Annotated in this window: 24 protein-coding genes; 14 read left to right on the top strand and 10 right to left on the bottom strand. The window is 31.7% G+C overall.

Features of this window, described 5'->3' with window-relative positions:
* Positions 1-67: 67 nt before the first annotated feature.
* The gene (locus tag GBO31_RS18730) at positions 68-424 is read left to right on the top strand and encodes a DUF3887 domain-containing protein (RefSeq protein WP_219009996.1); all 357 of its coding nucleotides are present in this window, start codon (positions 68-70) and stop codon (positions 422-424) included.
* Between the two features lie 91 nt (positions 425-515).
* A complete protein-coding gene (smpB, locus tag GBO31_RS18725; protein ID WP_219009995.1) occupies positions 516-977 on the top strand; it encodes an SsrA-binding protein SmpB in 462 nt (153 codons plus the stop codon).
* 26 nt (positions 978-1003) lie between these two features.
* On the opposite strand, the gene GBO31_RS18720 is transcribed toward smpB, so the two are convergent.
* Positions 1004-1651, bottom strand: coding sequence for a protein-L-isoaspartate(D-aspartate) O-methyltransferase (locus GBO31_RS18720; RefSeq protein WP_219009994.1), 648 nt, complete (start codon positions 1649-1651; stop codon positions 1004-1006).
* A gap of 144 nt (positions 1652-1795) precedes the next feature.
* Between GBO31_RS18720 and GBO31_RS18715 the strand changes: the two genes are divergently transcribed.
* The 12 genes from GBO31_RS18715 to miaA all read left to right on the top strand — a co-directional run bounded on the left by GBO31_RS18715 (position 1796) and on the right by miaA (position 14849).
* Positions 1796-2758: a Gfo/Idh/MocA family protein gene (locus tag GBO31_RS18715; RefSeq protein WP_219009993.1), complete on the top strand. Its 963-nt coding sequence runs from the start codon at positions 1796-1798 to the stop codon at positions 2756-2758.
* A 169-nt stretch (positions 2759-2927) separates the two neighbouring features.
* Positions 2928-3815 (top strand): 3-hydroxybutyryl-CoA dehydrogenase, encoded by an 888-nt coding sequence (locus GBO31_RS18710; RefSeq protein ID WP_219009992.1) that lies wholly within the window; start codon positions 2928-2930, stop codon positions 3813-3815.
* A 35-nt stretch (positions 3816-3850) separates the two neighbouring features.
* On the top strand, positions 3851-4465 hold the full coding sequence (locus GBO31_RS18705) for a M23 family metallopeptidase (RefSeq protein WP_219009991.1): 615 nt from the start codon (positions 3851-3853) through the stop codon (positions 4463-4465).
* 61 nt (positions 4466-4526) lie between these two features.
* Complete coding sequence (locus GBO31_RS18700) at positions 4527-5252, top strand: DUF2071 domain-containing protein (protein WP_219009990.1); 726 nt, start codon at positions 4527-4529, stop codon at positions 5250-5252.
* Between the two features lie 79 nt (positions 5253-5331).
* Complete coding sequence (locus tag GBO31_RS18695; protein WP_219009989.1) at positions 5332-6444, top strand: TlpA disulfide reductase family protein; 1113 nt, start codon at positions 5332-5334, stop codon at positions 6442-6444.
* A gap of 18 nt (positions 6445-6462) precedes the next feature.
* A complete protein-coding gene (locus tag GBO31_RS18690) occupies positions 6463-7605 on the top strand; it encodes a TlpA disulfide reductase family protein (RefSeq protein WP_219009988.1) in 1143 nt (380 codons plus the stop codon).
* 24 nt (positions 7606-7629) lie between these two features.
* Entirely contained in the window at positions 7630-8868 is a 1239-nt protein-coding gene (locus GBO31_RS18685; protein ID WP_219009987.1) for a DUF1015 domain-containing protein, read from the top strand.
* A 76-nt stretch (positions 8869-8944) separates the two neighbouring features.
* Positions 8945-9610, top strand: coding sequence for a YggS family pyridoxal phosphate-dependent enzyme (locus GBO31_RS18680; protein WP_219009986.1), 666 nt, complete (start codon positions 8945-8947; stop codon positions 9608-9610).
* Positions 9611-9674: 64 nt separating this feature from the next.
* On the top strand, positions 9675-11033 hold the full coding sequence (locus GBO31_RS18675; RefSeq protein WP_219010012.1) for an exonuclease domain-containing protein: 1359 nt from the start codon (positions 9675-9677) through the stop codon (positions 11031-11033).
* A 64-nt stretch (positions 11034-11097) separates the two neighbouring features.
* A complete protein-coding gene (locus GBO31_RS18670) occupies positions 11098-13068 on the top strand; it encodes a DUF3857 domain-containing protein (RefSeq protein WP_219009985.1) in 1971 nt (656 codons plus the stop codon).
* 31 nt (positions 13069-13099) lie between these two features.
* Positions 13100-13936 (top strand): ion transporter, encoded by an 837-nt coding sequence (locus GBO31_RS18665; RefSeq protein WP_219009984.1) that lies wholly within the window; start codon positions 13100-13102, stop codon positions 13934-13936.
* Complete coding sequence (gene miaA / locus GBO31_RS18660) at positions 13929-14849, top strand: tRNA (adenosine(37)-N6)-dimethylallyltransferase MiaA (RefSeq protein WP_219009983.1); 921 nt, start codon at positions 13929-13931, stop codon at positions 14847-14849. The genes GBO31_RS18665 and miaA overlap by 8 nt, the downstream gene beginning before the upstream one ends.
* 128 nt (positions 14850-14977) lie before the next feature.
* Here miaA and GBO31_RS18655 read toward each other — a convergent pair whose 3' ends face one another.
* From GBO31_RS18655 to coaBC, 9 genes are all read right to left on the bottom strand, one after another.
* Positions 14978-15691 carry a response regulator transcription factor gene (locus GBO31_RS18655; RefSeq protein WP_027393600.1) on the bottom strand — a complete coding sequence of 238 codons (714 nt, stop codon included), beginning with the start codon at positions 15689-15691 and terminating at the stop codon, positions 14978-14980.
* Positions 15692-15694: 3 nt separating this feature from the next.
* Positions 15695-17263 carry a sensor histidine kinase gene (locus GBO31_RS18650; protein ID WP_219009982.1) on the bottom strand — a complete coding sequence of 523 codons (1569 nt, stop codon included), beginning with the start codon at positions 17261-17263 and terminating at the stop codon, positions 15695-15697.
* A gap of 84 nt (positions 17264-17347) precedes the next feature.
* Positions 17348-17926, bottom strand: a complete 579-nt coding sequence (gene coaE, locus GBO31_RS18645) for a dephospho-CoA kinase (RefSeq protein WP_219009981.1) — start codon at positions 17924-17926, stop codon at positions 17348-17350.
* Positions 17927-17929: 3 nt separating this feature from the next.
* Positions 17930-18889 carry a CdaR family protein gene (locus GBO31_RS18640; protein ID WP_219009980.1) on the bottom strand — a complete coding sequence of 320 codons (960 nt, stop codon included), beginning with the start codon at positions 18887-18889 and terminating at the stop codon, positions 17930-17932.
* A 6-nt stretch (positions 18890-18895) separates the two neighbouring features.
* The gene (locus tag GBO31_RS18635; RefSeq protein WP_219009979.1) at positions 18896-19900 is read right to left on the bottom strand and encodes a glycosyltransferase; all 1005 of its coding nucleotides are present in this window, start codon (positions 19898-19900) and stop codon (positions 18896-18898) included.
* A gap of 134 nt (positions 19901-20034) precedes the next feature.
* The gene (locus tag GBO31_RS18630) at positions 20035-20853 is read right to left on the bottom strand and encodes an enoyl-ACP reductase FabI (protein ID WP_219009978.1); all 819 of its coding nucleotides are present in this window, start codon (positions 20851-20853) and stop codon (positions 20035-20037) included.
* A gap of 84 nt (positions 20854-20937) precedes the next feature.
* Positions 20938-22593: a DNA repair protein RecN gene (gene recN / locus GBO31_RS18625; protein ID WP_219009977.1), complete on the bottom strand. Its 1656-nt coding sequence runs from the start codon at positions 22591-22593 to the stop codon at positions 20938-20940.
* An 82-nt stretch (positions 22594-22675) separates the two neighbouring features.
* On the bottom strand, positions 22676-23566 hold the full coding sequence (locus tag GBO31_RS18620) for a DUF4835 family protein (RefSeq protein ID WP_219009976.1): 891 nt from the start codon (positions 23564-23566) through the stop codon (positions 22676-22678).
* Positions 23559-24734: bifunctional phosphopantothenoylcysteine decarboxylase/phosphopantothenate--cysteine ligase CoaBC (gene coaBC, locus GBO31_RS18615; RefSeq protein WP_219009975.1), on the bottom strand; the 1176-nt coding region annotated here is incomplete at its 5' end. The genes coaBC and GBO31_RS18620, both read right to left, overlap by 8 nt.

Genomic DNA, 24734 nt, shown 5'->3' with positions numbered 1-24734 from the left:
TTAAGGATATTTTTTTTGAATCTTCAAAAAGATAATTAATTTGCAGTCCCTAAATTCTATGAATACCATGAAATATATATTATTACTTTTAGTTAGTATTCTTGCGCAACCAATTATAGCACAAGATGCGGCAGCCTACGAAAAAGCAACCAAAGCTTTTCAAGAAAATTTTAATGCACAAAATATAGATGCTGTTTTCGACTTGTATTCTAGTGAAATGCAAGAAGAAATGACCAAAGAAGGAGTTACACGTTTCATAAAAGGATGTCATTCTCAGTTTGGAAATTTAAATACGATAACTTTTATAGAATCTGCTGAAGGAATTAATAGTTATACGGCTGCTTTTGATAATATCAGTCTGGTTATGGAGCTAAAATTAAATGCTGAAGGAAAAATAGCAACGATACAATTCCAAGAACCTTAGTAACTTCTAACATATAATATAATTTACAGAGCTTTCTTTTATAGAAAGCTTTTGTATTTTTGTACACCTCGCAAACCTTTTGCAGCAACACATGAATAAGAACAAAATCAATATACTTAATAGGAAAGCCAAGTTCGAATATGAATTTTTGGATAAATATACCGCTGGAATTAAACTAGCCGGCACGGAAATTAAAGCTATCAGAGAAGGAAAAGCCAGTATTGCAGAAAGTTTCTGTGAGTTTCATAATGGTGGAGAACTCTTTGTAATTAATATGCATATAGAAGAGTATTCTCATGCTACATATTTTAATCATAATCCAAAAAGCGAACGAAAACTATTATTAAATAGACAAGAATTAAAAAAACTTGAAAAAGAAGTTAAAAATTCTGGACTCACAATAATTCCGACAAGATTATTTGTGAACGATCGTGGATTAGCTAAACTGGACATAGCACTTGCTAAAGGTAAAAAACTTTATGACAAGCGCGAGACTATCAAAGACAGAGATAATAAACGCGCACTAGATAGAATCAAAAAAAATTATAAGTAATCTTTTCTATATTTTGTTTTAGCTTTTTAATTTTTGTTTTCTAATAAAGGTACAAATCGGAACTCACCAAATTCATGCTTTTCGAATTTAGTATCGCTCTTGCGAACGAATAGCGTCATTATTTGAGGATCATTTCCTACTGGAATTACTAGCCTACCTCCTATTTCTAATTGAGCTAACAATGGTTTAGGAACATATGGCGCTCCAGCTGTAACGATAATAGCTTTGTAAGGAGCAAACTCTTCTAAACCTTTATACCCATCTCCAAATGATAAGTGCTTTGGTCTATAACCCAATTTCGGAAGAAACAACTTTGTTTTTTTGAAAAGTTCCTGCTGTCTTTCTATACTATATACTTTACATCCTAATTCACATAAAACAGCAGTCTGATAACCCGATCCTGTTCCTATTTCTAAAACTTTATCACCTCGTTCGACTTGCAATARTTCAGATTGAAAAGCCACTGTGTAGGGTTGTGAGATGGTTTGATCTGCTCCAATTGGAAAAGCTTTATCTTGATAAGCATGATCACCAAAACTAGAATCCATAAACAAATGTCTAGGAATTTTATTAATAGCATCAAGAACAAACGTATCCTTAATTCCTTTACCAATTAGTATATCAACCAATTGCTTTCTTTTTCCGGCGTGTTTTAGCGTATCTTTTGAATTCATTAGGGTAGATTAACGCACTAAAATTACATAAAGATTTTAAAGAATAAAGAACAATTTTATCATTAAACTGATTATTTTTTATTTTAGATAGAATTAAGATTTAAAATTTATAAATAATACTATTTTTGTGTAAAATCTTTAATTATGCTCAAAGCCGGAGTACTTGGCGCAGGACATTTAGGTAAAATTCATTTACGCCTCCTGAAACAATCCGAAAATTATGAACTCGTTGGTTTCTATGACTCCAGTGAAAAACAAGCAAAAGCAATATCTGAAGAATTCGGTTATCAGCTCTTTAATTCTGTTGAAGAATTAATTGATGCAGTTGATGTCGTAGATATCGTTACGCCAACATTTGCTCATTTTGAAGTAGCAAAAAAAGCCATTGAATCTGGAAAGCATGTTTTCATCGAAAAACCCATAACAAATACCGTTGGAGAGGCTGAAAAACTTATAGAGTTAGCAAAAACTCATAATGTAAAAGGCCAAGTGGGACATGTGGAACGTTTTAATCCTGCTTATACAGCTGTTGCTGATAAAATAGTCAATCCTATGTTTATTGAAGCGCATAGACTAGCAGAATTTAACCCAAGAGGAACAGATGTACCTGTGGTATTAGATTTGATGATCCATGATATAGATGCAATTCTTAGTGTGGTGCACTCTGATGTTAAGAACATAAGTGCTAGTGGGGTTTCTGTAATTAGTGAAACACCCGACATAGCGAATGCACGAATTGAATTCGAAAATGGATGTGTTGCCAATCTAACCGCTAGTCGTATCTCTCTTAAAAATATGAGGAAAGCTAGATTTTTTCAAAAAGACGCTTACATCTCTGTTGACTTCTTTGAGAAAAAGTGCGAAGTAGTTAAAATGAAGGATGCTCCAGAAAATCCAGGTGATTTTGATATGATTTTACAAAATGCTGAAGGAGTAAAAAAGCAAATTTATTTTGACAATCCTGAGATACCATCTAATAATGCCATATTAGACGAATTAGACACGTTTGCAGAAGCTATACAAAATGACACAACACCTATTGTTTCCCTTACTCAAGGTAAAAAAGCATTAGAAGTAGCATTAAAAATAATTGAGTGTTTTAATTAGTTATTAGTTGACAGTTCATAGGTCATGGGAAGCATCTTCAAAAAGATTAAAAATAGGCTTTAAGACAAAACCAACTAATCCAACTAATAATACCTATAACCACAAAATAAAAAAGCATAAACAAACATCTCATTCACTATTTATTAGTGAATAATTATAACTATAACACATGAAAAACATAGCAGTAATCGGTGCAGGAACAATGGGAAATGGAATTGCCCATACCTTTGCACAAAAAGGTTTTAAAGTTCAACTGATTGATATTTCTCAACAATCTTTAGATAAAGGGTTGGCGACAATTACTAAGAACCTAGATAGAATGATCGCTAAAGAGAAAATCTCTGAAGCCGATAAAGAAGCAACACTTGCAAACATATCTACCTATACCAATATCAAAGAAGGAGTAGAATATGCAGGACTTGTAGTAGAAGCTGCTACCGAAAATGTAGAATTAAAACTCAACATATTTAAGGAACTGAGCGAAGCTTGTCCTGATGATACCATTTTAGCTACTAATACTTCATCTATTTCGATAACTCAAATAGCAGCAGTTACAAACAGACCTGAAATGGTAATAGGAATGCATTTTATGAATCCTGTGCCAATTATGAAATTGGTAGAGATTATTAGAGGATATAACACTTCTGATGAGGTAACAAATACTATTATGGAAATGTCTAAAACCTTAGGCAAAGTTCCTGTAGAAGTTAATGATTATCCAGGATTCGTGGCGAATAGAATTTTGATGCCTATGATCAATGAATCTATTGAAACCTTATACAATGGAGTTGCCGGAGTATCTGAAATTGATACGGTTATGAAGTTAGGTATGGCACATCCAATGGGACCATTGCAATTAGCAGATTTTATAGGATTAGATGTATGTCTTTCTATTCTAAATGTAATGTATAATGGATTTAAAAACCCAAAATATGCTCCTTGTCCATTATTAGTGAATATGGTAATGGCAGGTAAGCTTGGAGTAAAAAGTGGAGAAGGTTTTTATGATTACTCAGAAAGTCGAAAAGCTGAGAAAGTAGCTAAACAGTTTATATAACATAAAGCACCTATTCTTATAAAAAGTACTTGCCTATGAAAACTATTTTATATGTTGTTTTTATTTGGGCAAGTACTTTTTTATTTACCGAAACTACAACTTTAAAAAGCTATTCAAAACAGTATTACCCTACAAAAGAGTTACAAAATAAATTTAAAAAGTATGACTCACTTTTTGCTCAACATCCAGAGTTTGTAGCCAAAAGCTTTGATTTCCCAGTAGGAAAACCCAATGCCAAAGGATATTATAATGCTCAGAAGTTTCAGGTAAATCAACATTTAGGAGATGATTGGAATGGTGTAGGTGGAGGAAATTCAGATCTTGGAGATCCTATATATTCCATCGCCAATGGATATGTATCATTTGCCGATGATATTGGTGGCGGTTGGGGAAATGTAATCCGTATAATTCATAAATACAAAGGCAAATATTACGAATCTGTATATGCACATTGCGATGCCATTAAAGTTCGTATAGGAGATTTTGTTACCAAAGGAAAATTGATCGGTACTATTGGTAATGCAGACGGTATCTATTTAGCCCATTTGCACTTTGAGATTAGAGATGATATCTTTATGGATATTGGTCCAGGATATTCTAATAATACAAAAGGATACTTAGATCCAACGAAATTTATTAACGAACATTAAGTCTTCGTTAGAGGATTTGATCTGAAAGATGATCATAAATGTTAGTAATAATTACCAAGAAATGAAAATACCTAAAATAAAAGGAATAATTGACAGGCGGATTCTTATTAACTATCAAGTTGACAAAGACGTTTTAGAAAATTATCTACCAGAACCATTTAAACCAAAGCTCGTTAATGGAAAAGGTATCGCTGGAATATGTCTGATCAGATTAAAAGAAATTAGACCTAAAGGATTACCTAAACAGATTGGAATTTCTTCAGAGAATGGAGCTCATAGAATAGCAGTAGAATGGAATGAAAATGGAAAAACTAAAGAAGGTGTTTACATCCCAAGGAGAGATACGTCTTCAAAATTAAATTCTCTAGCTGGAGGAACTATTTTTCCTGGAGTTCATCACCTTGCTGAATTTAAGGTTCATGAATCTGATGGAAATTATAATGTAGCATTTGTTAGTGATGACTCCACTACTTTATCAATTGAAGCTTCTGAAACAGATGAATGGAACAAAGAAAGTGTATTTGAAAATCTAAATTGTGTCTCAGATTTTTTCGAAAAAGGCTCCATCGGTTATTCTCCAGACAAAAATGATTTTGATGGACTAGAACTCAAAGCATATAACTGGAAAGTATCACTTTTAGAAGTAAAGAAAGTGCAATCTAGTTTTTTTGAGAATGAAAATTTTTTCCCAAAAGGTTCTGTAAAATTTGATAATGCACTTTTAATGAAAAATATTAAACATGAATGGATTGGATTAGAAAAAATTAAAAGTCTTAACACAGTATAACCAAACATGGTTATCTTCTAGATCAGCAATATTTGATATATTAAGCAATGAATAAACGTAACATCAAACTCCTATTTACATGAAAGCTACCTATTTATTTACATCACTTGTCATCCTTTTCACCATATTTTCTTGTAAAGAAGATCAAAAAGAAATGACAGTCCTAAAAGAAGGAACATATCTTATTAAAGGTGAAATAACAGGAATAGAAGATAGCACTAAAGTTTATATTAATGAAGCAGGAAGTTTTATTGATTCTACATATATCATAGATAATAAATTTTCATTTGAGGGTAATTTAAAAGAACCGAAACAAATTGTATTACAAACCAAAGATTTTAAAGAGAATGGAGCCGCCTTTCTTTGGGTTGAAAATGAAAGGATTAGTGTAACAACCACTACGAGCAATCTCAAAGATGCTATTGTAAAAGGAGGACCTATTCAAAAAGATCAAAATATTTTGAAAAAGAAAACCGATAGCCTGAATAAGTTATTAGACTGGATAGAGAAAAAATACCGTTATGCTGAAGTTTCAGAAGAGACTAGAGACTCTGTGATAAGAGCCCAAACAGCAATTTTTTCAAAAATGGAAGATATTGAAGTTGAGTTTGTTCAAGATTTTCCAAATTCTCATGTGAGTCTAAATATTTTAAATATTTATAAAACAAGTTGGGATAAAGAATTAGTACAGGAACTTTATAATTCTTTAAATCCAAATCTGCAACAGTTATCAAAAGGAGTTGATATCAATAACTTTCTTTCATTACCTGAAAAACCAAGAGTAGGAGATTCTTATGTGGACTTCGAATTACCTAAAACTGATGGTCAACCTATCAAARTATCTGATATAAAAGCCGAATATGTATTAGTAGAATTTTGGGCTTCATGGTGTGGCCCTTGTAGAAAAGAGAATCCAAATCTTGTAAAAACATATAATTCTTATAAAAATAAAGGTTTTGAAATTTTAGGAGTATCTCTAGATGCTAGAAAGGATAATTGGTTAAAAGCTATTGAAAAAGATGGATTACCGTGGATTCAAGCAAGTGATTTAAAAGCAGAAAAATCTCTTCCCGCTCTGTTATATGGTGTTAACGCAATACCTTATAATTTCCTTATTGATAAAAAAGGAACTATTATCGCAGAAAACTTAAGAGGTGATCAGTTAGAAAGGAAACTAAAAGAATTATTATAAACATTCATACATTTTAAAATGATTTCAAAAAAAAACTTTTTTATTGGGCTTTTTGCTACAATATTTTTCTTATTCTCTTGTAAAGAAGATAAAAAGGAGACTTCTACAAATGACGATATCACCAAAACCGATGGTTATCATATTGTTGGTAATCTTAAAAATATATCCGATAGCACTTGGGTATTTATAAAAAAAGAAAGAGAAACAATAGATTCTACACAAATTATAAATGAAAAATTTGAGTTTACAGGATCCGTAGAAGAACCTTCTTCTGTTTTTATGAAGGTGGGTAAAATAACACCTGAATACTTTTCGGTATGGGTAGAAAACCAAAAAATAACAATTGAAGGAGAAAAAGAAAATCTAAGAAGTGCTAAAATTACTGGTGGAAAATCACAAAAAGAATACAATGATTTATTACAAAAAACGGATAGTTTAGAAACTGCTTTTAACGAGATTAATGATAAGTTCATGCACCCAGAAGCTGAAAAAATGTCTCAACAAGAAACAGAAGACTTAGTAAATCAGCAAACTGAGATTTTAGAAGAAATATCTTTAGTAAATCAACAATTTATATCAGACAATCCTAATTCCTATGTAAGTGTTAGTCACCTCAATAATTCTACATTATTATGGAATAAAGAAAAAATAATAGAACTCTTTAACGGTTTATCTGAAAAGATGCAAGCATCCAGTTATGGAAAATCTATAAAATATTTTATTTCACTCCCACRAACACCAAAAATTGGAGAAAAATTTATTGACTTTGAATTATCTGATTTGAATGAAAATCCAATTAAAATTTCAGATATAAAATCAAAATACGTATTAGTTGAATTCTGGGCTTCTTGGTGTTATCCATGTAGACAAGAAAATCCAAATCTTATCAAAACATACAACACTTTTAAAGATCAAGGTTTTGAAATTGTCGGAGTGTCTATTGATAACCAAAAGAAAAATTGGATTGAAGCTATAAAAAAGGATTCACTCCCATGGAAACAAGGAGTTGATTTGAAAGGTTTTAAAAGTGATATCGTTTTAACCTATGGTATCCAAGGAATTCCGGATAACTTTTTAATCGATCAAGAAGGAACCATAATTGCCAAAACGTTAAGAGGTAATCAGTTAAAAAATAAGTTAGAAGAATTATTTAAAGACTAAGCCAAAACTAGAAATCATTACAAAATGGCGAAAATCCTACCATTTAAGGCTGTACGACCTACCAGAGATAAGGTAAGTCTAATAGCTTCTCGATCATATCAAAGTTATACTCCAGAAGAAAGAGATTCTAGAATGGATTATAACCCCTACTCTTTTTTACACATCGTAAATCCTGGATACAAATATCATAAAGAGATTTCTGGAGAAGAACGTTATAAACTAGTTCGAAATCGATATTTGGAATTTAAAGAAGATGAGATTTTTATGCAAGATGATACCTCTTGCTATTACGTTTATAAAATTGTAAACAGAGAGCAAGAATCTTTTTGCGGAATTATTGCTGCTGCCAGTGCCGATGATTACCAAAATGATATTATCAAAAAACACGAAGATACGCTCGCTGATCGAGAAAGTACTTTTAAACAGTATTTAAAAACAGTAGGCTTTAATGCAGAACCGGTACTACTCACCTATCCTGACACATCTAAGATTACAGAGATTATTCAGGAAGTAATCCAAGAAAGAGCAGAATATGAATTTACCACAACCTACAGAGATACTCATTACCTATGGAAAGTAGATGATCAAAATAGTATTGATCAAATACAATCGGCTTTTGAGGAGATGAAGACTATTTACATCGCCGATGGACATCATAGATCTGCATCTTCTTATCTACTAGCAGAAGATCTGGCTAATGAAAACCCAAAACATAATGGAACAGAGCCCTATAATTTTTTTATGAGTTATTTAATTCCAGAATCGGACTTAAAAATATACGAATTCAATAGACTCATAAAAGATTTAAATGGTTTATCAAAAGAAGAATTCTTAATCAGGTTAGATGAATGGTTTCGAATAGAAAACAGAGGTATTGAAGTATACAAACCATCAAAACCTCATCATTTTAGCATGTATCTAGATGGAGAGTTTTATTCTTTATACCTTCGAAAAACAATCTATGAGTTCACAGATGCATTAGCCGAATTAGATGCACAGATTTTGTTTCAAACCGTGCTAAATCCCATTCTTGGCATCAAAGATCTTAGAACAGATACCAGAATAGAATATTCTCATGGTAAAAATGATATCGTTTATGTAAAAAGTAAAGTAGATCAAAGAGAATTTGAAGTGGGTTTTGGCCTATTTCCTGCTACGGTTGATCAAATGAAAAAAATTGCAGATCAAGGTTTAAAAATGCCACCCAAAAGCACCTATATAGAACCCAAACTAAGAAGCGGAATTACTATTTATGAATTCTAAAATGAGTTCTCACAAAGAATTACTATAAATAATTTATCCAGTCTCATTATTCTAAATTTAGGTATCTTTGCCGCTTATGAATTCTATTGCTGAAAACTTAAAACAAATTCAAAATACAATTTCTAATGAGGTTACTCTAGTAGCTGTATCCAAAACAAAACCTGTATCTGATCTTATGGAAGCTTATGATGCAGGTCAACGTATTTTTGGAGAAAACAAAATTCAGGAAATGACCCAAAAATGGGAAGAAATGCCCAAAGATATTGTTTGGCATATGATTGGACATGTACAAACCAATAAAGTAAAATACATGGCTCCCTATGTACATACAATTCATGCAGTAGATAGCCTGAAACTATTGAAAGAAATTAATAGACAAGCCATAAAAAACAACCGAGAAATTAATTGTCTTATACAAATCAAAATCGCTGAAGAAGATAGCAAATTTGGACTTCATGAAACGGATGCAATCAGTCTTTTGAATTCCGAAGAAGTACAACAGTTAACAAATGTAAAGATCAAAGGACTTATGGGTATGGCAACTTTCACCTCTGATGAGACTCAAATTAAAACTGAATTCGGACGTATTCAGTCTCTCTTTAAAAAGTTAAAAACAACATTTTCTGAATTTGATACTTTATCAATTGGTATGAGTGGTGATTACAAAATTGCTATAGAATGTAACAGTACAATGGTTAGAATTGGAAGTTCTATTTTTGGAGTAAGAAACTATACAACTTAAAAAGTACTATTTTAGATCATAAATACATGAACTTATAAAAGACTACCGGACCCAGATACGTATGATGTACGCGATTTTAGATATAGAAACTACAGGAGGAAAATATAATGAAGAAGGAATTACCGAAATTGCGATCTATAAATTTGATGGACATAAAGTTGTAGATCAATTTATAAGTTTAATTAATCCTGAAAGGCCAATTCAGCCATTTGTTGTAAACCTAACCGGAATTAACAACAAGATGCTCCGCAATGCGCCTAAATTTTATGAAGTAGCAAAAAGAATCGTAGAAATTACTACAGATTGTATTATCGTAGCACATAATGCATCTTTCGATTACCGAATTTTAAGAACTGAGTTTGATAGACTTGGATATGAATATGAACGGCAATCTCTCTGCACTGTAGAACTATCTCAGAAACTAATTCCAGATCAGAAGTCTTATAGTCTTGGCAAACTAGTTAGAAGCCTTGGCATTGCTATCTCTGACAGACATAGAGCTACAGGAGACGCACAAGCTACTGTAAAGTTATTTAAGTTATTATTATCAAAAGATGTCGAAAAAACAATCCTTAAAGAAACAGTACGTCTTGATACTAAAAAGAAGGTTAATGATAAATTGCTACGACTTCTAGAAAATCTACCTTCTGCCACTGGAGTATATTATATACATCGCAAAGATGGTGGTATTATTTATATTGGAAAAAGTAAAAATATCAAAAAGCGAGTTACTCAGCATTTTACAAACGAAAATAGAAAGTCTAGAAAAATTCAAGAAGAAGTTACCAACGTAACTTATGAGATTACAGGAAGCGAACTATTAGCGTTATTAAAGGAAAATGAAGAAATTAAGCGCAACAAACCGAGATATAATAGAACTTTTAAAAGAACAAAATTTAATCAAGCGCTTTATCAGTTTACTGATCAGAACGGTTACATTAATTTAATAGTAAAAAAAGTAGATCGTCGAAAAAAAAGAATTACCACTTTTTCTAATAGACAACAAGCAAAGTCATTCATGCATCGTTGGGCCGAAGAATATCAATTATGTCTTCAATTTATAGGACTTGATAAAGACAACGAAAAAGGTTCAGATAGCTCTAATGATATGGATAATGCCTGTGAATCCCAAGAAGTTCACAATGCAAGGATACAAGAGTTTATTTCTCAACACTCTTTTGACCGCAAAAACATGATGATTATTGATAGAGGTCGAGATATTGATGAACAAAGTGTGATTTTGATTGAAAATGGGAAATTTTTAGGAATTGGATATTTTAATCTAAATCACCAGATCAATAATATTGATATTCTGAAATCTATTATTACACCTATGCACCATGATAGTGATGCTCAGCATATCATACAAAGTTATGTACGACAACATAAAAGATTAAAAGTAGTTCCTCTTGGAGAAAAATAAAATTAGCTCTTAATGGTAACATTTCTCACTTTCAAGATACTTACAAGTAAACAAAGAATATTTTATGTTGAGAGCTATTATAATTAGTCTACTTCTTTTATTACCCCTTTTATGTATTTCCCAAGAAAATTACAATTTCAAGAGTTCAGTTGTAAGCAAAGCTGATTTAGAAGGAACTCGTTATCTAAGGGATACAACAGCAAATGCTTTTTACATTTATGAAAAAGGGTATAGTCGCATAGAGAGTGAAGGAAATTATGGACTATTAACAGATTATAGCGGAAAAATTAAAATCTTAAACAAAGAAGGGTTTGATCAAAGCACCTTCGAGATATTATTATATCGAAATAAAAACAGAAAAGAAGTTTTTAGAAATCTTATCGCTTTTACACATAATCTAGAAAATGGAAAAATCGTAAAAACACAACTAGAAGAAGATAAAATCTATAGAGAAAAATACGATGAAAATTATACGTTGGTAAAATTTACTTTCCCTAACATCAGACCTGGCTCTGTAATCACCTATTCTTATCAAACAGAATCTCCATTTCGTTTTAATTTTAGAGGATGGGATTTTCAGGACGACATCCCTAAAATTTATAGTGAGTATATAGCAGATCTTCCAGGTAATTATGTATATAACATTAGATTAGTTGGTGCTCAAAAACTAGATACCGAAGAAAATTCAATTAAGAAAGATTGTTTTGATATTGGTTATGGCAGAATCGCTGATTGCGCGCATAGCAAATATGTTATGAAAAACATTCCCGCCTTTAAAAAGGAGAAATTCATGACTGCGAAGAAAAATTATTTTTCTAGAATTGAATATGAATTAAAAGAATTCAAAAATTTCGACGGTACTAAAACAAAATATACTTCAACTTGGAAAAGTGTTGATAAAGAACTAAAAACCAAACGAACTATTGGGCAACAGTTAAAAAAACTTAATGCTACTAAAAATGTTCTTCCAGATTCTATTAAGAATATGCCTTACGGCTTGGATAAAGCAAAATCCATATACAAATATATAACCACCCAATATAACTGGAATGACGAATATAAAATTTTTACAGATGTAGATATTAAAGAGGTTATGGACACCAAAGTAGGAAATGTGGGTGAAATTAACGTATTGCTGCATAATGTATATAAACAACAAGGGTTTTCTGCAGCACCGGTTTTATTATCGACCAGAAATAATGGCTATGCCACAAAACTTCATCCTATTCTTTCAGATTTTAATTATTTAATTGTACAATTAGAAATTGACAAACAGAACTATCTTTTAGATGCAACTGAAAAAACATTACCATTTGATCAGATTCCTTTTAGATGTTTAAATCAATATGGAAGACTTTTAGATTTTAAAAACGGAAGTTCTTGGATAGACGTTAAGCCTAAAAAACGTTCCTCCTACTATTATAGAGAAAAGCTTACACTAACAGAAGATCTAAGTCTAAAAGGTATTGGAAAATATACATATGTTGGATATCACGCAAATGCAAAAAGAAAAACATTAGATCGAATATCCGAAGAAAAATACATCCAAAACATTCTAAATACAGAAGAGAACCTTTCTGTAGTTAAAGCAACTGTTCAAAATCTAAAAGAACTGGAAAAACCTTTTATAGAAGAAGTTCACTTTATAAAATCTACTGAGAACATAGAGGATATTATTTATGTAAAACCATTTACAAAAATATTTTTTAAAGAAAACCCTTTTAAACTTAGTGAAAGAACATATCCAGTAGATTTCGGATATAAAGATTCTTTTACATATATAACGTATATAGAAATTCCAGATAATTATGAATTTCAAGATATTCCGAAAAACCTAAACTATGCATTACCTGGAAAGTCCGGAAAACTAAGTCTTGATTTTAATTTACAAGGCAACCAACTTTTAATCAATCATACTATTACATTTTTATCATCCTATTATCCGGTAGATTATTATAGTGCATTAAAGGAATTCTTCAATTTAATTGTGGATATGGAAAACAACACCTTAATTGCAATCAAAAAAACAAGTTAATTTTTTAGTATTTTCGTTAAAACAATCAATTTTGAAGGATAATTCCAAACATAAAACCTGGAAACACAAACTACACGAAGTTATTTATGAAGCAGACACAAAAGCAGGAAAATMTTTTGATCTGATTATTCTAATTATCATTCTCGCCAGTATCGTACTTGTGATGTTGGAGAGTGTATCCTACATAAATACCAAATACGCTTCCTTATTCAATATTCTCGAATGGATTATCACTATAGTATTTACCATTGAATACATTTTGAGAATTATATCTATCAACCAACCAAAAAAATATATATTTAGCTTTTATGGTATTATTGATTTATTATCTACCATACCAAAATATCTTTCTATTTTATTTGTTGGTACACATGCATTGGTTGCGCTTCGTGCACTGCGCTTGCTTAGAGTCTTCAGAATATTAAAATTAGCTCGTTTTATTGGAGAATCTAATAACCTTGTTAAAGCATTGAAAGCGAGTAGAGCTAAGATATCTGTCTTCATGTTTGCTGTTTTAATTGTGGCTATAATCTTAGGAACGGTAATGTATCTGGTAGAAGGTCCAGAACATGGTTTTAATAGTATCCCCAGAAGCGTATATTGGTGTATCGTAACACTTACTACAGTCGGATATGGAGATATCTCACCAGAAACTCCTTTAGGTCAATTTATTGCATCAATAGTAATGATTTTAGGTTATGGAATTATCGCCGTACCTACAGGTATTGTGAGTGCAGAGTACACACAACAGGTCAAAGAGAACTCCACTAATCTAAATACACAACATTGTGCAAATTGCTCAGAAAGTAATCATCTAGACGGTGCTAAATATTGCCATAATTGCGGACATACTTTATTCAATGACTAATCATCATACTCTCATCGTTGTGGTTGGTCCTACAGCCATCGGAAAAACAAGTTTAAGTATAAAACTTGCTGAACATTTCAATTGTGAAATTGTATCTGCAGATAGTAGGCAGTTTTTCAAAGAAATGCGAATCGGTACAGCAGTTCCAAGTGCAGATGAATTACAACAGGCAAAACATCATTTCATACAACATAAAAGTATTCAAGAAACATATTCTGTAGGGGATTTTGAAAAAGATGCAATTGATAAACTAAACACACTCTTTAGGACAAACAACTATGTTGTTTTAGTAGGTGGATCTGGATTATACGTAGATGCGGTCACGAAAGGCTTAGATACTTTTCCTGAAGTATCTCCAGATATTAGGAAACGGTTGCAAACGCAGTATGAAACTGAAGGAATTGATAGGTTACAAATGCAACTCAAAGAGTTAGATCCTTCATATTATCAAAGAGTTGATCTTCAGAATACGCATCGTGTGATGAGAGCTCTAGAAGTTTGCTTGAGCAGTGGAAAACCTTATTCATCTTTTATTACCCAAACTCATAAAAAACGCCCTTTTAAAATTATTAAAATTGGAATTACAGCAGAAAGGGAAATCATTTATGATAGGATTAATCAAAGAGTTGATATGATGGTTGAAGAAGGGCTTTTAGAAGAAGTGAAAAAATTATATCCTCATAAAAAATTAAATGCCTTAAACACCGTTGGTTATAAAGAAATCTTCAACTATATGGATGGTACCTGGGATTTGGATTTTGCAATTTCCGAAATCAAAAAAAACACAAGACGTTTCGCAAAAAGACAACTTACCTGGTTTAGAAAAGATGAAGAAATTAATTGGTTTGATTATTTAGAACCAATAGAAAATGTGACTAGAGTTATTGAAACTATCAATACAAATGAAGAATAATTAAATTTAAAATTTTAATCTTTAAAACACTCGAAAATTCAAATAAATACTTTATCATAAAAAACCGCTTCAGAATAATTTCTGAAGCGGTTTTTTGATTGTGCTATATTACCGTTATTTAGTTGTTTTTAAGATTCATCACTTCGAACTACTAATCTAAATCCTTCTCCGTGAATATTTAAAATCTCTACGTTCTCATCTTTCTTTAAATATTTTCTAAGCTTAGCGATATACACGTCCATACTTCTAGAAGTAAAATAATTATCATCTCTCCATATTTTGGTAAGCGCTAGCTCTCTTGGCATTAAATCATTAAGATGCAATGCTAACAAACGTAGTAATTCATTTTCTTTAGGGGATAATTTGATAGGATCTTCTTCTCTAAAAGTTAAAAATCTAAGCTTGGAATTTAAGTGGAACCCACCTATTTTAAATTCAAACTGTTTACTATCTGCAACAGACTCTGTGCTCTTACGTTGCATTATCGCTTGTATCTTCATTAAAAGTACTTCGCTATCAAATGGCTTATTAAGATAATCATCTGCTCCAACCTTATATCCTTTAAGCACATCTTCTTTCATTGCCTTAGCAGTTAAGAAAATAATAGGAACTTCTTCATTTTTATCCCTAATTTCTTTTGCTAAAGTAAATCCATCTTTATAAGGCATCATAACGTCTAGGATACACATATCATAGTCGTCCTTTTTAAACTTTTCGAAGCCTTCCATACCATTTTTAGCATGTACAACATCATAATCATTCATAACAAGATAATCCTTTAATACAGTTCCAAAGTTTGGATCATCTTCTACAAGCAAAATCTTTTTGTTTTCTGTTTCCATAATTTAAGATATTAACGGTAATTTAGTTATAAATGTGGAGCCTTTTCCCCTTTCACTCTCCACCCATATTTGACCATGATGGTCATCTATTATTCGTTTTACATATGTTAATCCAAGTCCGTGACCTTTTACATTGTGCAAATCTCCTGTGTGTTCTCTAAAGAACTTTTCGAAGATTTTTTTCTGTGCTACTTTGCTCATTCCCACTCCTTGGTCACGTATTTTTAGTACAATACTATTTTTTACATTTTCAGTATAAATATCAATTTTTGGTGCTCCTTCCGAGTACTTAATCGCATTATCTAACATATTCACTACTACATTTGTCATATGACTTTCATTTGCTAAAAAAGAAGACTTTAATGCTCCCAAATGAGTCTTGATATAGCCTTCTCTATTTTCAACTATTAAAGAAACATGAGTTATAGCATCTTCAATAATTTCATGCAATTCAAGCCTCTCCTTTTTGATATTTAGCTCATTTTTCTCTAACTGTGAAATCCGCAATACATTTTCTACTTGCGTAAGCATTCTTTTATTTTCCTCACGAATCATTATCATATAACGCTTACGCTTTTCTGGATCCCCAGATATTTTTGGGTTTTTAATCGCATCTAACGCCAAATTAATTGTTGCTATTGGCGTTTTAAGCTCATGCGTCATATTATTGATAAAATCCGTTTTAATTTGCGATATCTGTCGTTGTTGCAAAAGTTGAGATAAAGCACTCGAATATGCTACAACAATTACCAACGTAAAAATAATCGACAAAATCGCCATCCCTTTAATTGTCGATAATATGTATCGATTCTTACCTGTAAAATTCACATAGAGTTGATACAAGCTTGAACCATCTTCATTATTAACAAAAAGAGGTACGGCAAATGTATTACCATCACTTTCAGTTGCACTAAAATCTTCAGAACGTACACGAGTTGCCAATGCATTACTGTATATAGCATACTCAAAATCAACTTTCATATCTCGTTCAGCCAATTCTTTTTTTAGTAACTTTTCTACTTCTTCCTTTTTCACACGACGATGAATTGGAATAAAATTAGCTAATTGATCTATGACTATTTCATAATCTCTCCTTTGCAAATCGGTAAGCGTACTTAGCCTATCCAGCTTTGATTTTGATCTTTGCTTAGCTTGATAACTCTTTTTCTTGTCATCAATTATTTCTGCATTTCGATTTAATATATCTTTTAATCTTACTGTATCAATATTAAAATCTATAAAAGAAGAAAACAGTTTAGAATCTTCTTCTAGGACACCATCACCAAAAGCAAATGATCCTTTATCAAAACCTATGTCTAAGAGCTGCTGTATTGTCTTGCTATCAGGTTGTTTTATACTATCCAAAATCTCTTGTAACGGATAGTACATTTCTTCAAACTCTCTGTATTCAATTTTATTGGAGACAGATATCAATATTTGCTTTGCATTGAAAGAAAATTGCTCTCTGTTATTCTCTACGGTATTCTGAATCCAATATCCCTGAACAAAAATAATCCCGATTAATGACAAACTCATCAAGAGGATCAGTAAAGCGAATAACCTTTTATTCATAGGTCAAAAGTAAGACTTTAACATTTAGCTACTTTAGGGTTTAACCAAATGTTAACAAAATGAAAGATTGTGAAAATAAGGTAATCAAACAATAAGTTTATTATGAATTTTATTAACTTGAAGCCAAGTTTCCTCTAAATCTACATTATTTATAACAAAATCTGCTAATGGAATCTTTTGAGAATCTGTCCATTGATTTTTTAACCTGGCAATAACCTCAGATTTCGTAGAATTATCCCTTTCTAAAACTCTATTTATTCTTATCTCTTCAGGAGCTGTAATTAAAATTGTATGATCACATTTTTTGTAGCCTCCGTTTTCAAATAAAATTGCAGCTTCTTTAATCACATATGTAGATTTTTGGTTATCCTTCCAAACCAAAAAATGATTCGCTACCGCTGGATGGACAATACTATTTAGCTTTTCTAATAGTTGTTTATCATTAAATACAAGATCAGCAATATGCTTTCTATTTAATTTACCATCTATATAGGACGCTTCCCCTAATAATTCTATAATTTGATTTTTAACTTGTATATCTTTATGCATCAGTTGTTTTGCCTCATCATCCGCAATGTAAATTGGCACTCCAAGTTTTGCAAACATTTTTGCCACTGTTGATTTACCACTACCAATACCTCCTGTTAATCCAACTACAATCATCTTTTAGTTTAGAATTACAAATTGTACTTGTTTATCCTGTAACCTCACATCATGAATAGATTCTGGCATATCTACAAGCTCTAAAATCAAAAAAGGACTATCTGCTGACACTTTATTATAATCGGCAATAACTTTAAAATCCCTTAAGCTAATCTCACTATATTTATCAAGTCCAACTCTATAGACGACTTTTACTTCCTTTGGAAATATCTTGATTTCTTTTCCTTCTGGAATATTCATAAGTGTAATCGGAATTTCCTGACTTCCCTCAGTAAATTTACTAACTGCAATACTTGCCTCCACTTCTTCTGGAGAAACAACTACTCTAGACGGCAAACTATCTATTTTTATGGCTAAAGTCGTTTTATAATCTGTGTTTAACCCTTCAAGCTTTAGATCCTCAGTAATCACATAGTTTATGGTATCGATTGTATTTTTGGGACCGTTTATAGTGATTGAATCAGGATTAAGAACAACTCCTTTATCACTTCCATAACCAGCGGCATATAACAGTTCTTTAGATACCTTTATTGGGATTTTCTTTTCCAAATTAATATCTAGTTTAACCCTTAATGAGTCTTTCTGAACAGCTAGAATTCTACCTTTAAAATTTAATTTATCCTTTAATGATTGGTCCGATTTGTCCACAGAAAAATAATATTCTCCCTCAGAACCTTCTATTGCTTTAGCAATATCAAGCTGCAATTTTGGTTTACTCCAGGTATGATTTATAAGCCTAAAGCCATTACCGTTAAGGATCAGTTTTAAGGTTTGGTCACTATCATCGTGTAAAATTCTATCCTTAGGTATATTGGTATATTGAATATCCACCTCGACCTCTTGGGTATAATTTTTAGAAAACTGTATAAACAACCAAAGAAGAGATGTAAACACTAAAAAGAACAGAAATGTTTTTACATTATTCCTTTTTAAAGAAAATCGACTTAATTTATTTTTAGCCATATAGTATTACTTTGAAAAAAACAGCTTTTTAAACTTCTGTTCAGGATTCTTTTTCAAAAGATGAATATAATAATAAGATTTTAGGAATCCTGTTCCATAACCATAAAACTGAACAAATACGGCTACCAAAGCTTTCATTCCTATAGAAATACTCTTATAACTTACTGTTGCATCTATAAAAACGACCCCAAAATATAGTATCAATAGTCCCAAGAAATACCAATAGCCTACTATCATAGTGAGCAAGGAAAACAAAATATACCCCAAAAACAGTGTTGGAAACCAATATGTAATCTTTGCTGTATCTGGATGCCATAAATTAAGTATAGGCCGCACTTTACCAAATTTATTTACTTGAATGTAAAATTTATTCCAAGAAATTCTTCGTTTATGAAAAACTTTAGCGTTTGGAATAAGAGCGGTCTCATATCCTAATTTCCACAATCTGATGGTAAGATCTGGATCTTCTCCAGGATGGATATTTCCAAAACCATTAGATGCAGCAAAAGCATCTTTTGAAATTCCCATATTAAAACTTCTGGGTTGAAACTTATCTAGTGTTTTTTTTCTTCCCCTTATACCTCCAGTAGTAAGATATGATGTCATACTATAACTTATCGCTTTCTGTAAATCTGAGAAATCTTTATGAGCATCATCGGGACCTCCAAAACAATGAACAAATCTTTTAGAAAGAAAATCATGTACCTCTCTCAGATAATTTTCCGGAAGTATTACATCACTATCTAATATTAGAAAATAGTTCCCTTTTGCTTTACGCATGCCATAATTCCTAGAATCTCCTGGCCCTGTATTTGGTTTTTGATAGTAACTAATCTGCAATTGTTTTTCATAAGATCTCACAATACTTTCGGACGTTTCAGAAGAACCATCTTCTATAATCACCACTTCATAAGAGTGATCATAATCTAAATGTATCATGCTTGCTAACAGTTCATCTATTTCATTAGGTCTATTAAAAACAGGTACTATAAAAGAAAAAGAAATATTCATGAGGCAAATGTAAATAAAGAAAAAATCCTAATATTAACTGTAACCAGTATTTTTATTCTGGTTACAGTTAATAGTGCAAAATAAAAAAGCTTAATCCTTATCGAATTAAGCTTTTTACAATATTGTAAATTATATTATTCTTCATCTACAAATTTTTCCATAACCATCTGACTTACTCCCATATTTGAGAATCCTCCATCATGATATAGGTTTTGTAGGGTTACTTTTTTAGTTAAGTCAGAAAACAATGTTATCGTATAATCCGCACATTCATCAGCAGATGCGTTTCCTAATGGTGACATTTTATCAGCATATTCTATAAATCCATCAAATCCTTTTACTCCTTTACCAGCTGTTGTAGGAGTTGGAGACTGAGAAATTGTATTCACTCTTACCTTTTTATCTCTTCCAAAGAAATACCCAAAGCTTCTTGCAATGGATTCAAGATATGCCTTATTATCAGCCATATCGTTATAATCAGGAAATACTCTTTGTGCTGCCATGTAGGTTAATGCAACTATACTTCCCCATTCATTCATTGCTTCTTTTTTATACAAGGTCTGCATGGTTTTATGAAAAGACAAGGCAGATACATCCCAACCTTTTTCACTCCAGTCATAATTTAAATCTGTATAGTGACGCCCTTTTCTGACATTCACAGACATCCCTATAGAATGCAATACAAAATCTAGTTTTCCTCCTAAAATCTCCATAGATTTTTCTACCAGATTCTCTAAATCTTCTAGTGAAGTGGCGTCTGCAGGTATAATCTGAGAATTAGTTTTTTCTGCTAATTCTTTAATTGCTCCCATTCTCATAGCAACTGGAGCATTGGTTAACACAAAGCTACCTCCTTCTTCATAAACACGTTCTGCTGTTTTCCAAGCGATTGAATTTTCGTCTAGTGCGCCGAATATAATTCCTCTTTTGCCTTTTAATAAATTGTATGACATTTACTACTAAATTATAATATGATTTATGAGTGGTAAAGATAACAAAACGACCTTAATCAAAATGACACTCTACCAATTTTCGTTTTAATTATGTAATAATGATTTTGCATGAGTTAATGCAGAATCAGAAATTTGTTTTCCTCCTATCATCTCTGCAATCTCACGAATTCGATCTTCTTCATTTAGCAACTTCAATCTAGTCACTGTAGTATCATTTACATCTTCTTTAAATACTTTATACTGACTTTGCCCGTTTGCAGCGATTTGGGGTAAATGAGTAATACTAAACACTTGAAGGTTTTTACTCATTGTCATCATCAAATCTGCCATTTTATGGGCTATTTCTCCAGATACACCTGTATCAATTTCATCAAAAATTATCGTAGGTAATTGTGTATATCGAGATAGGATTGCTTTAATGGCTATCATAATTCTAGACAATTCACCTCCAGAAGCAACTTTTTTTAACACTCCATAAGCACCACCTTTATTTGCAGAAAACAAAAACTCTAACTCTTCTTTTCCATTAGAAAGGTACTTCTCTTGTAATTTTAAAGAAGTTTTAAAAGTAGCATTAGACATACCAAGACTTTTTAAAATATCTTCTAATTCTGATACCAATCTAGGCAAAGCCTTTGTTCTTTTCTTATGGATTTTTATCGCAACTTCATCTAATTGACTTTTTATAGTTTCAATTTCTTTTTGAATCTCCTTTATATCATCAGAAAGTGATTCGGTTTTTGAAACTTTCTCTTCAAGCTCTTCTTTTATTGAAATTAGTTCTTCTACAGAACTAACTGTATGTTTTGTTTGAAGATTGTGTATAATCTGTAATCTATTACTTACTTCTTCTAATTGTTCCGGATCTGCATCCAAACTTTCTAATTCATTCTGCAACGATTCATTAACATCCTCTAATTCTATATACACACTATGAACTCGATCTGAAAGTTCTTTTAACTTACCAGAAAATGGAGCAATTTTCGAGAGATTAGCTTTTAACGTATTAAGAAGATCAGAAATTCCAACCTCTTCCGAAGACACTAAAGAAACAGAACCTGACAGCCGTTCTTGTATTTCCTCAATATTAATGAGCGTTTCATAACGTTCTTCTAACTGAGCTAACTCTCCAGATTGCAATTTTGCCTCTAATAACTCATTCAACAAAAAAGAATTATAATCATGTTCTTTTGTCAATTCTTGTTGACTATCGAGAAGTAATCGTTCTTCTTTTTCCTTTGTTTTTAAAAGAGACAAACCTCTTTTATAAGATTGTATTTCTCTATCGGTTTCTGATAATGCATCTAAAACTTCAAATTGGAAATCATTTGTAGTAACTTCTAAGGTTTGATGTTGACTATGAATATCAATTAATTTGAGCCCTAATTTATTTAATGAACTTAATGTTACAGGAGTATCATTGATAAAGGCTCTGGATTTACCAGAAGGTAAAATTTCTCTTCTTATTATTGTTTCGGATTCATAATCTAAATCTTCATCTTCAAAAAAAGGAATAAGATTATACTTTTCGATGTCAAAAACGCCTTCTATACTACATTTGTTAGCACTATCTTTTATACTGGAAAGATCAGCTCTTTTTCCTAAAAGAAGTCCTAACGCTCCTAAAAGCAAAGATTTACCAGCTCCTGTTTCTCCTGTAATGGTAATCAAACCAGCATCAAAGGAAACCTGTAACTGTTCTATTAAAGCGAAGTTTTTTATTGAAAGACTTCTAAGCAAAGGATGATTCTATTTTATAATTTATTAAAGGAAGTAAAGATACTATAGTTTTAAAAAGTTTTCAATTCCAATACAGAAAAACTTATAACTTTATCTCTGCCCAATTGCTTGCATACGTTGGTGCAATTCTTCCTAAAATAGAAATGGTTTCTGCTACATTCATAGCTGGGCCACCTGAAAGAATTTTTGCTACTTCATCTGCTTTAGCATCAAAAAAGACTCTCATGATATAAGAATTAGGTCTGGTATTATGCATTCCTTCTAAGGTCTTCACAGATGCTAAGATAGCCTCTTTTCCTTTTTTTAGATCATTATTCATAATATCAAGTCCTTCTCTATGATATGAATATAAAGCTGTTCTATATCCATCAAATGTACCTGATAACAAATCATCATTTAGTCTAAATCTGGTTTGCAGACCGTCTTGTCCATTCCATCCTAGTGTATTACTTCCTTGAGCATTACCAACAATATTTTTAGCTTCTTGATGATAAGCTGTTCCAGAGTTTAATTCAAAAGAGTCTGCATCAACTCCCAGAATAGTATATAAATAAAAAGCGACTACTGATATTAAATTAGATTCGAAGTTATTAGGATTATAATTTAAAGGTTGAAATTCTAAATACCTGAAATTAAATTGTTTATCATTAACATTTAAAATCGTGGTCTTATAATTGGATCCATAGACAGGTCTTGAGGCTTGAACTTGTACTGTAGCGTTAAAGCTGTCATTATCGTTTCCTGTTATTGTTATAAAAAAACTACAATCAATCCTTTCCTCTGTACGATAATCTACTTCTGTCCATTTTGTGTTATTAATAAACTCTGCAACAGATCTTTCTAATGTTTTAAAAACTTGCAAATTTGGGTTTCCTGTTTGCTCTGCATTTACTACCACTGTAGCGTTAAATTCTTGAGCATTTCCTAAAATGCAAGAAAAAACTAACGCCACAAAAAGAAAAAAATTACGCATTTCGTAGAGTATTGATTTCGTTAAAAATATCTTGTGCAACCTCAGCTTTGGTTTTTAATTCAAACGCTTTAATTTCTAATTTATGATTAATCAGTGTTACTTTATTCGTTTGCGCTTTAAAACCAGCTCCTTTATCGTTCAATGAATTAAGTACAATAAGATCTAAATTTTTCTTTTCCAGCTTAGCCTTCGCGTTTTCTTCCTCATTTTGCGTTTCTAATGCAAAGCCCACTAAAAATTGATCTTTCTTTACAGATCCCATCCATTTAAGAATATCAGTAGTTCGTTCTAATTCTATAGCAAAACTACTATCGGATTTCTTTATTTTTTGATCTGATACATTTTTAGGTCTATAATCAGCTACTGCAGCAGATGCTATTGCAATATCTGAATTACCAAACTCTTTTTCTACTGCTTCATACATAGATGCAGCACTAACAACAGAAATTACGTTAATAAGACCATGGTTGACAGATAAAGAAGATGGACCTAATACCAATGTAACCTGTGCTCCAAGATTAGCTGCATGCTTAGCAAGTTCTATTCCCATTCTACCGCTAGAGTGATTTCCAATAAAACGAACTGGATCAATTGCCTCATAAGTTGGTCCAGCAGTGATCAAGACCTTTTGACCTTTTAAAGGTAATTTTTCTAAGATATCATTTTCTATAAAGTGAATGATATTAGAGGGCTCTGCCATTCGTCCTTGTCCCACCAATCCACTTGCTAATTCTCCAGATTCTGCAGGAATCATAATATTACCAAACGATTGTAACTTTTTAAAAGTTTTGTGAGTAGAAGGGTGATTATACATATCAAGATCCATTGCCGGAGCGAAATATATAGGGCATTTTGCCGAAAGATAGGTTGCCAATAATAGATTGTCGCTATTACCTGTAGACATTTTAGAYAATGTATTAGCAGTGGCAGGTGCTACGATCATTAAATCCGCCCATAATCCAAGTTCTACATGATTATTCCATTCGGCATTCTCGTCCTCTTCGTCATAAAAAGAGGAATTTACGGGATTTTTTGATAATGTTGAAAGTGTGAGTGGCGTTACAAAATCTTTTGCTGCAGGGGTCATTACTACCTTAACTTGTGCGCCTGATTTAATAAAAAGACGCACTAAGGAAGCTGTTTTGTAAGCAGCAATACCAGCGGTAAC

Source organism: Aquimarina litoralis, assembly GCF_019295435.1.
In the GTDB taxonomy this organism is placed as follows: domain Bacteria; phylum Bacteroidota; class Bacteroidia; order Flavobacteriales; family Flavobacteriaceae; genus Aquimarina; species Aquimarina litoralis_A.
This window is presented reverse-complemented; position numbering and strand designations above follow the sequence as displayed.

Excerpts from the sequence above, each read along its gene's own strand:
- GBO31_RS18730 (WP_219009996.1), top strand. The coding sequence starts at position 68 with ATGAAATATATATTATTACTTTTAGTTAGTATTCTTGCGCAACCAATT.
- GBO31_RS18670 (WP_219009985.1), top strand. The coding sequence starts at position 11,098 with ATGTTGAGAGCTATTATAATTAGTCTACTTCTTTTATTACCCCTTTTA.
- GBO31_RS18650 (WP_219009982.1), bottom strand. The coding sequence starts at position 17,263 with ATGAATAAAAGGTTATTCGCTTTACTGATCCTCTTGATGAGTTTGTCA.
- coaE (WP_219009981.1), bottom strand. The coding sequence starts at position 17,926 with ATGATTGTAGTTGGATTAACAGGAGGTATTGGTAGTGGTAAATCAACA.
- GBO31_RS18705 (WP_219009991.1), top strand. The coding sequence starts at position 3,851 with ATGAAAACTATTTTATATGTTGTTTTTATTTGGGCAAGTACTTTTTTA.
- GBO31_RS18630 (WP_219009978.1), bottom strand. The coding sequence starts at position 20,853 with ATGTCATACAATTTATTAAAAGGCAAAAGAGGAATTATATTCGGCGCA.
- GBO31_RS18620 (WP_219009976.1), bottom strand. The coding sequence starts at position 23,566 with ATGCGTAATTTTTTTCTTTTTGTGGCGTTAGTTTTTTCTTGCATTTTA.
- GBO31_RS18715 (WP_219009993.1), top strand. The coding sequence starts at position 1,796 with ATGCTCAAAGCCGGAGTACTTGGCGCAGGACATTTAGGTAAAATTCAT.
- GBO31_RS18680 (WP_219009986.1), top strand. The coding sequence starts at position 8,945 with ATGAATTCTATTGCTGAAAACTTAAAACAAATTCAAAATACAATTTCT.
- GBO31_RS18640 (WP_219009980.1), bottom strand. The coding sequence starts at position 18,889 with ATGGCTAAAAATAAATTAAGTCGATTTTCTTTAAAAAGGAATAATGTA.
- GBO31_RS18635 (WP_219009979.1), bottom strand. The coding sequence starts at position 19,900 with ATGAATATTTCTTTTTCTTTTATAGTACCTGTTTTTAATAGACCTAAT.
- GBO31_RS18655 (WP_027393600.1), bottom strand. The coding sequence starts at position 15,691 with ATGGAAACAGAAAACAAAAAGATTTTGCTTGTAGAAGATGATCCAAAC.
- miaA (WP_219009983.1), top strand. The coding sequence starts at position 13,929 with ATGACTAATCATCATACTCTCATCGTTGTGGTTGGTCCTACAGCCATC.
- GBO31_RS18700 (WP_219009990.1), top strand. The coding sequence starts at position 4,527 with ATGAAAATACCTAAAATAAAAGGAATAATTGACAGGCGGATTCTTATT.
- smpB (WP_219009995.1), top strand. The coding sequence starts at position 516 with ATGAATAAGAACAAAATCAATATACTTAATAGGAAAGCCAAGTTCGAA.
- GBO31_RS18710 (WP_219009992.1), top strand. The coding sequence starts at position 2,928 with ATGAAAAACATAGCAGTAATCGGTGCAGGAACAATGGGAAATGGAATT.
- GBO31_RS18685 (WP_219009987.1), top strand. The coding sequence starts at position 7,630 with ATGGCGAAAATCCTACCATTTAAGGCTGTACGACCTACCAGAGATAAG.
- GBO31_RS18675 (WP_219010012.1), top strand. The coding sequence starts at position 9,675 with ATGTACGCGATTTTAGATATAGAAACTACAGGAGGAAAATATAATGAA.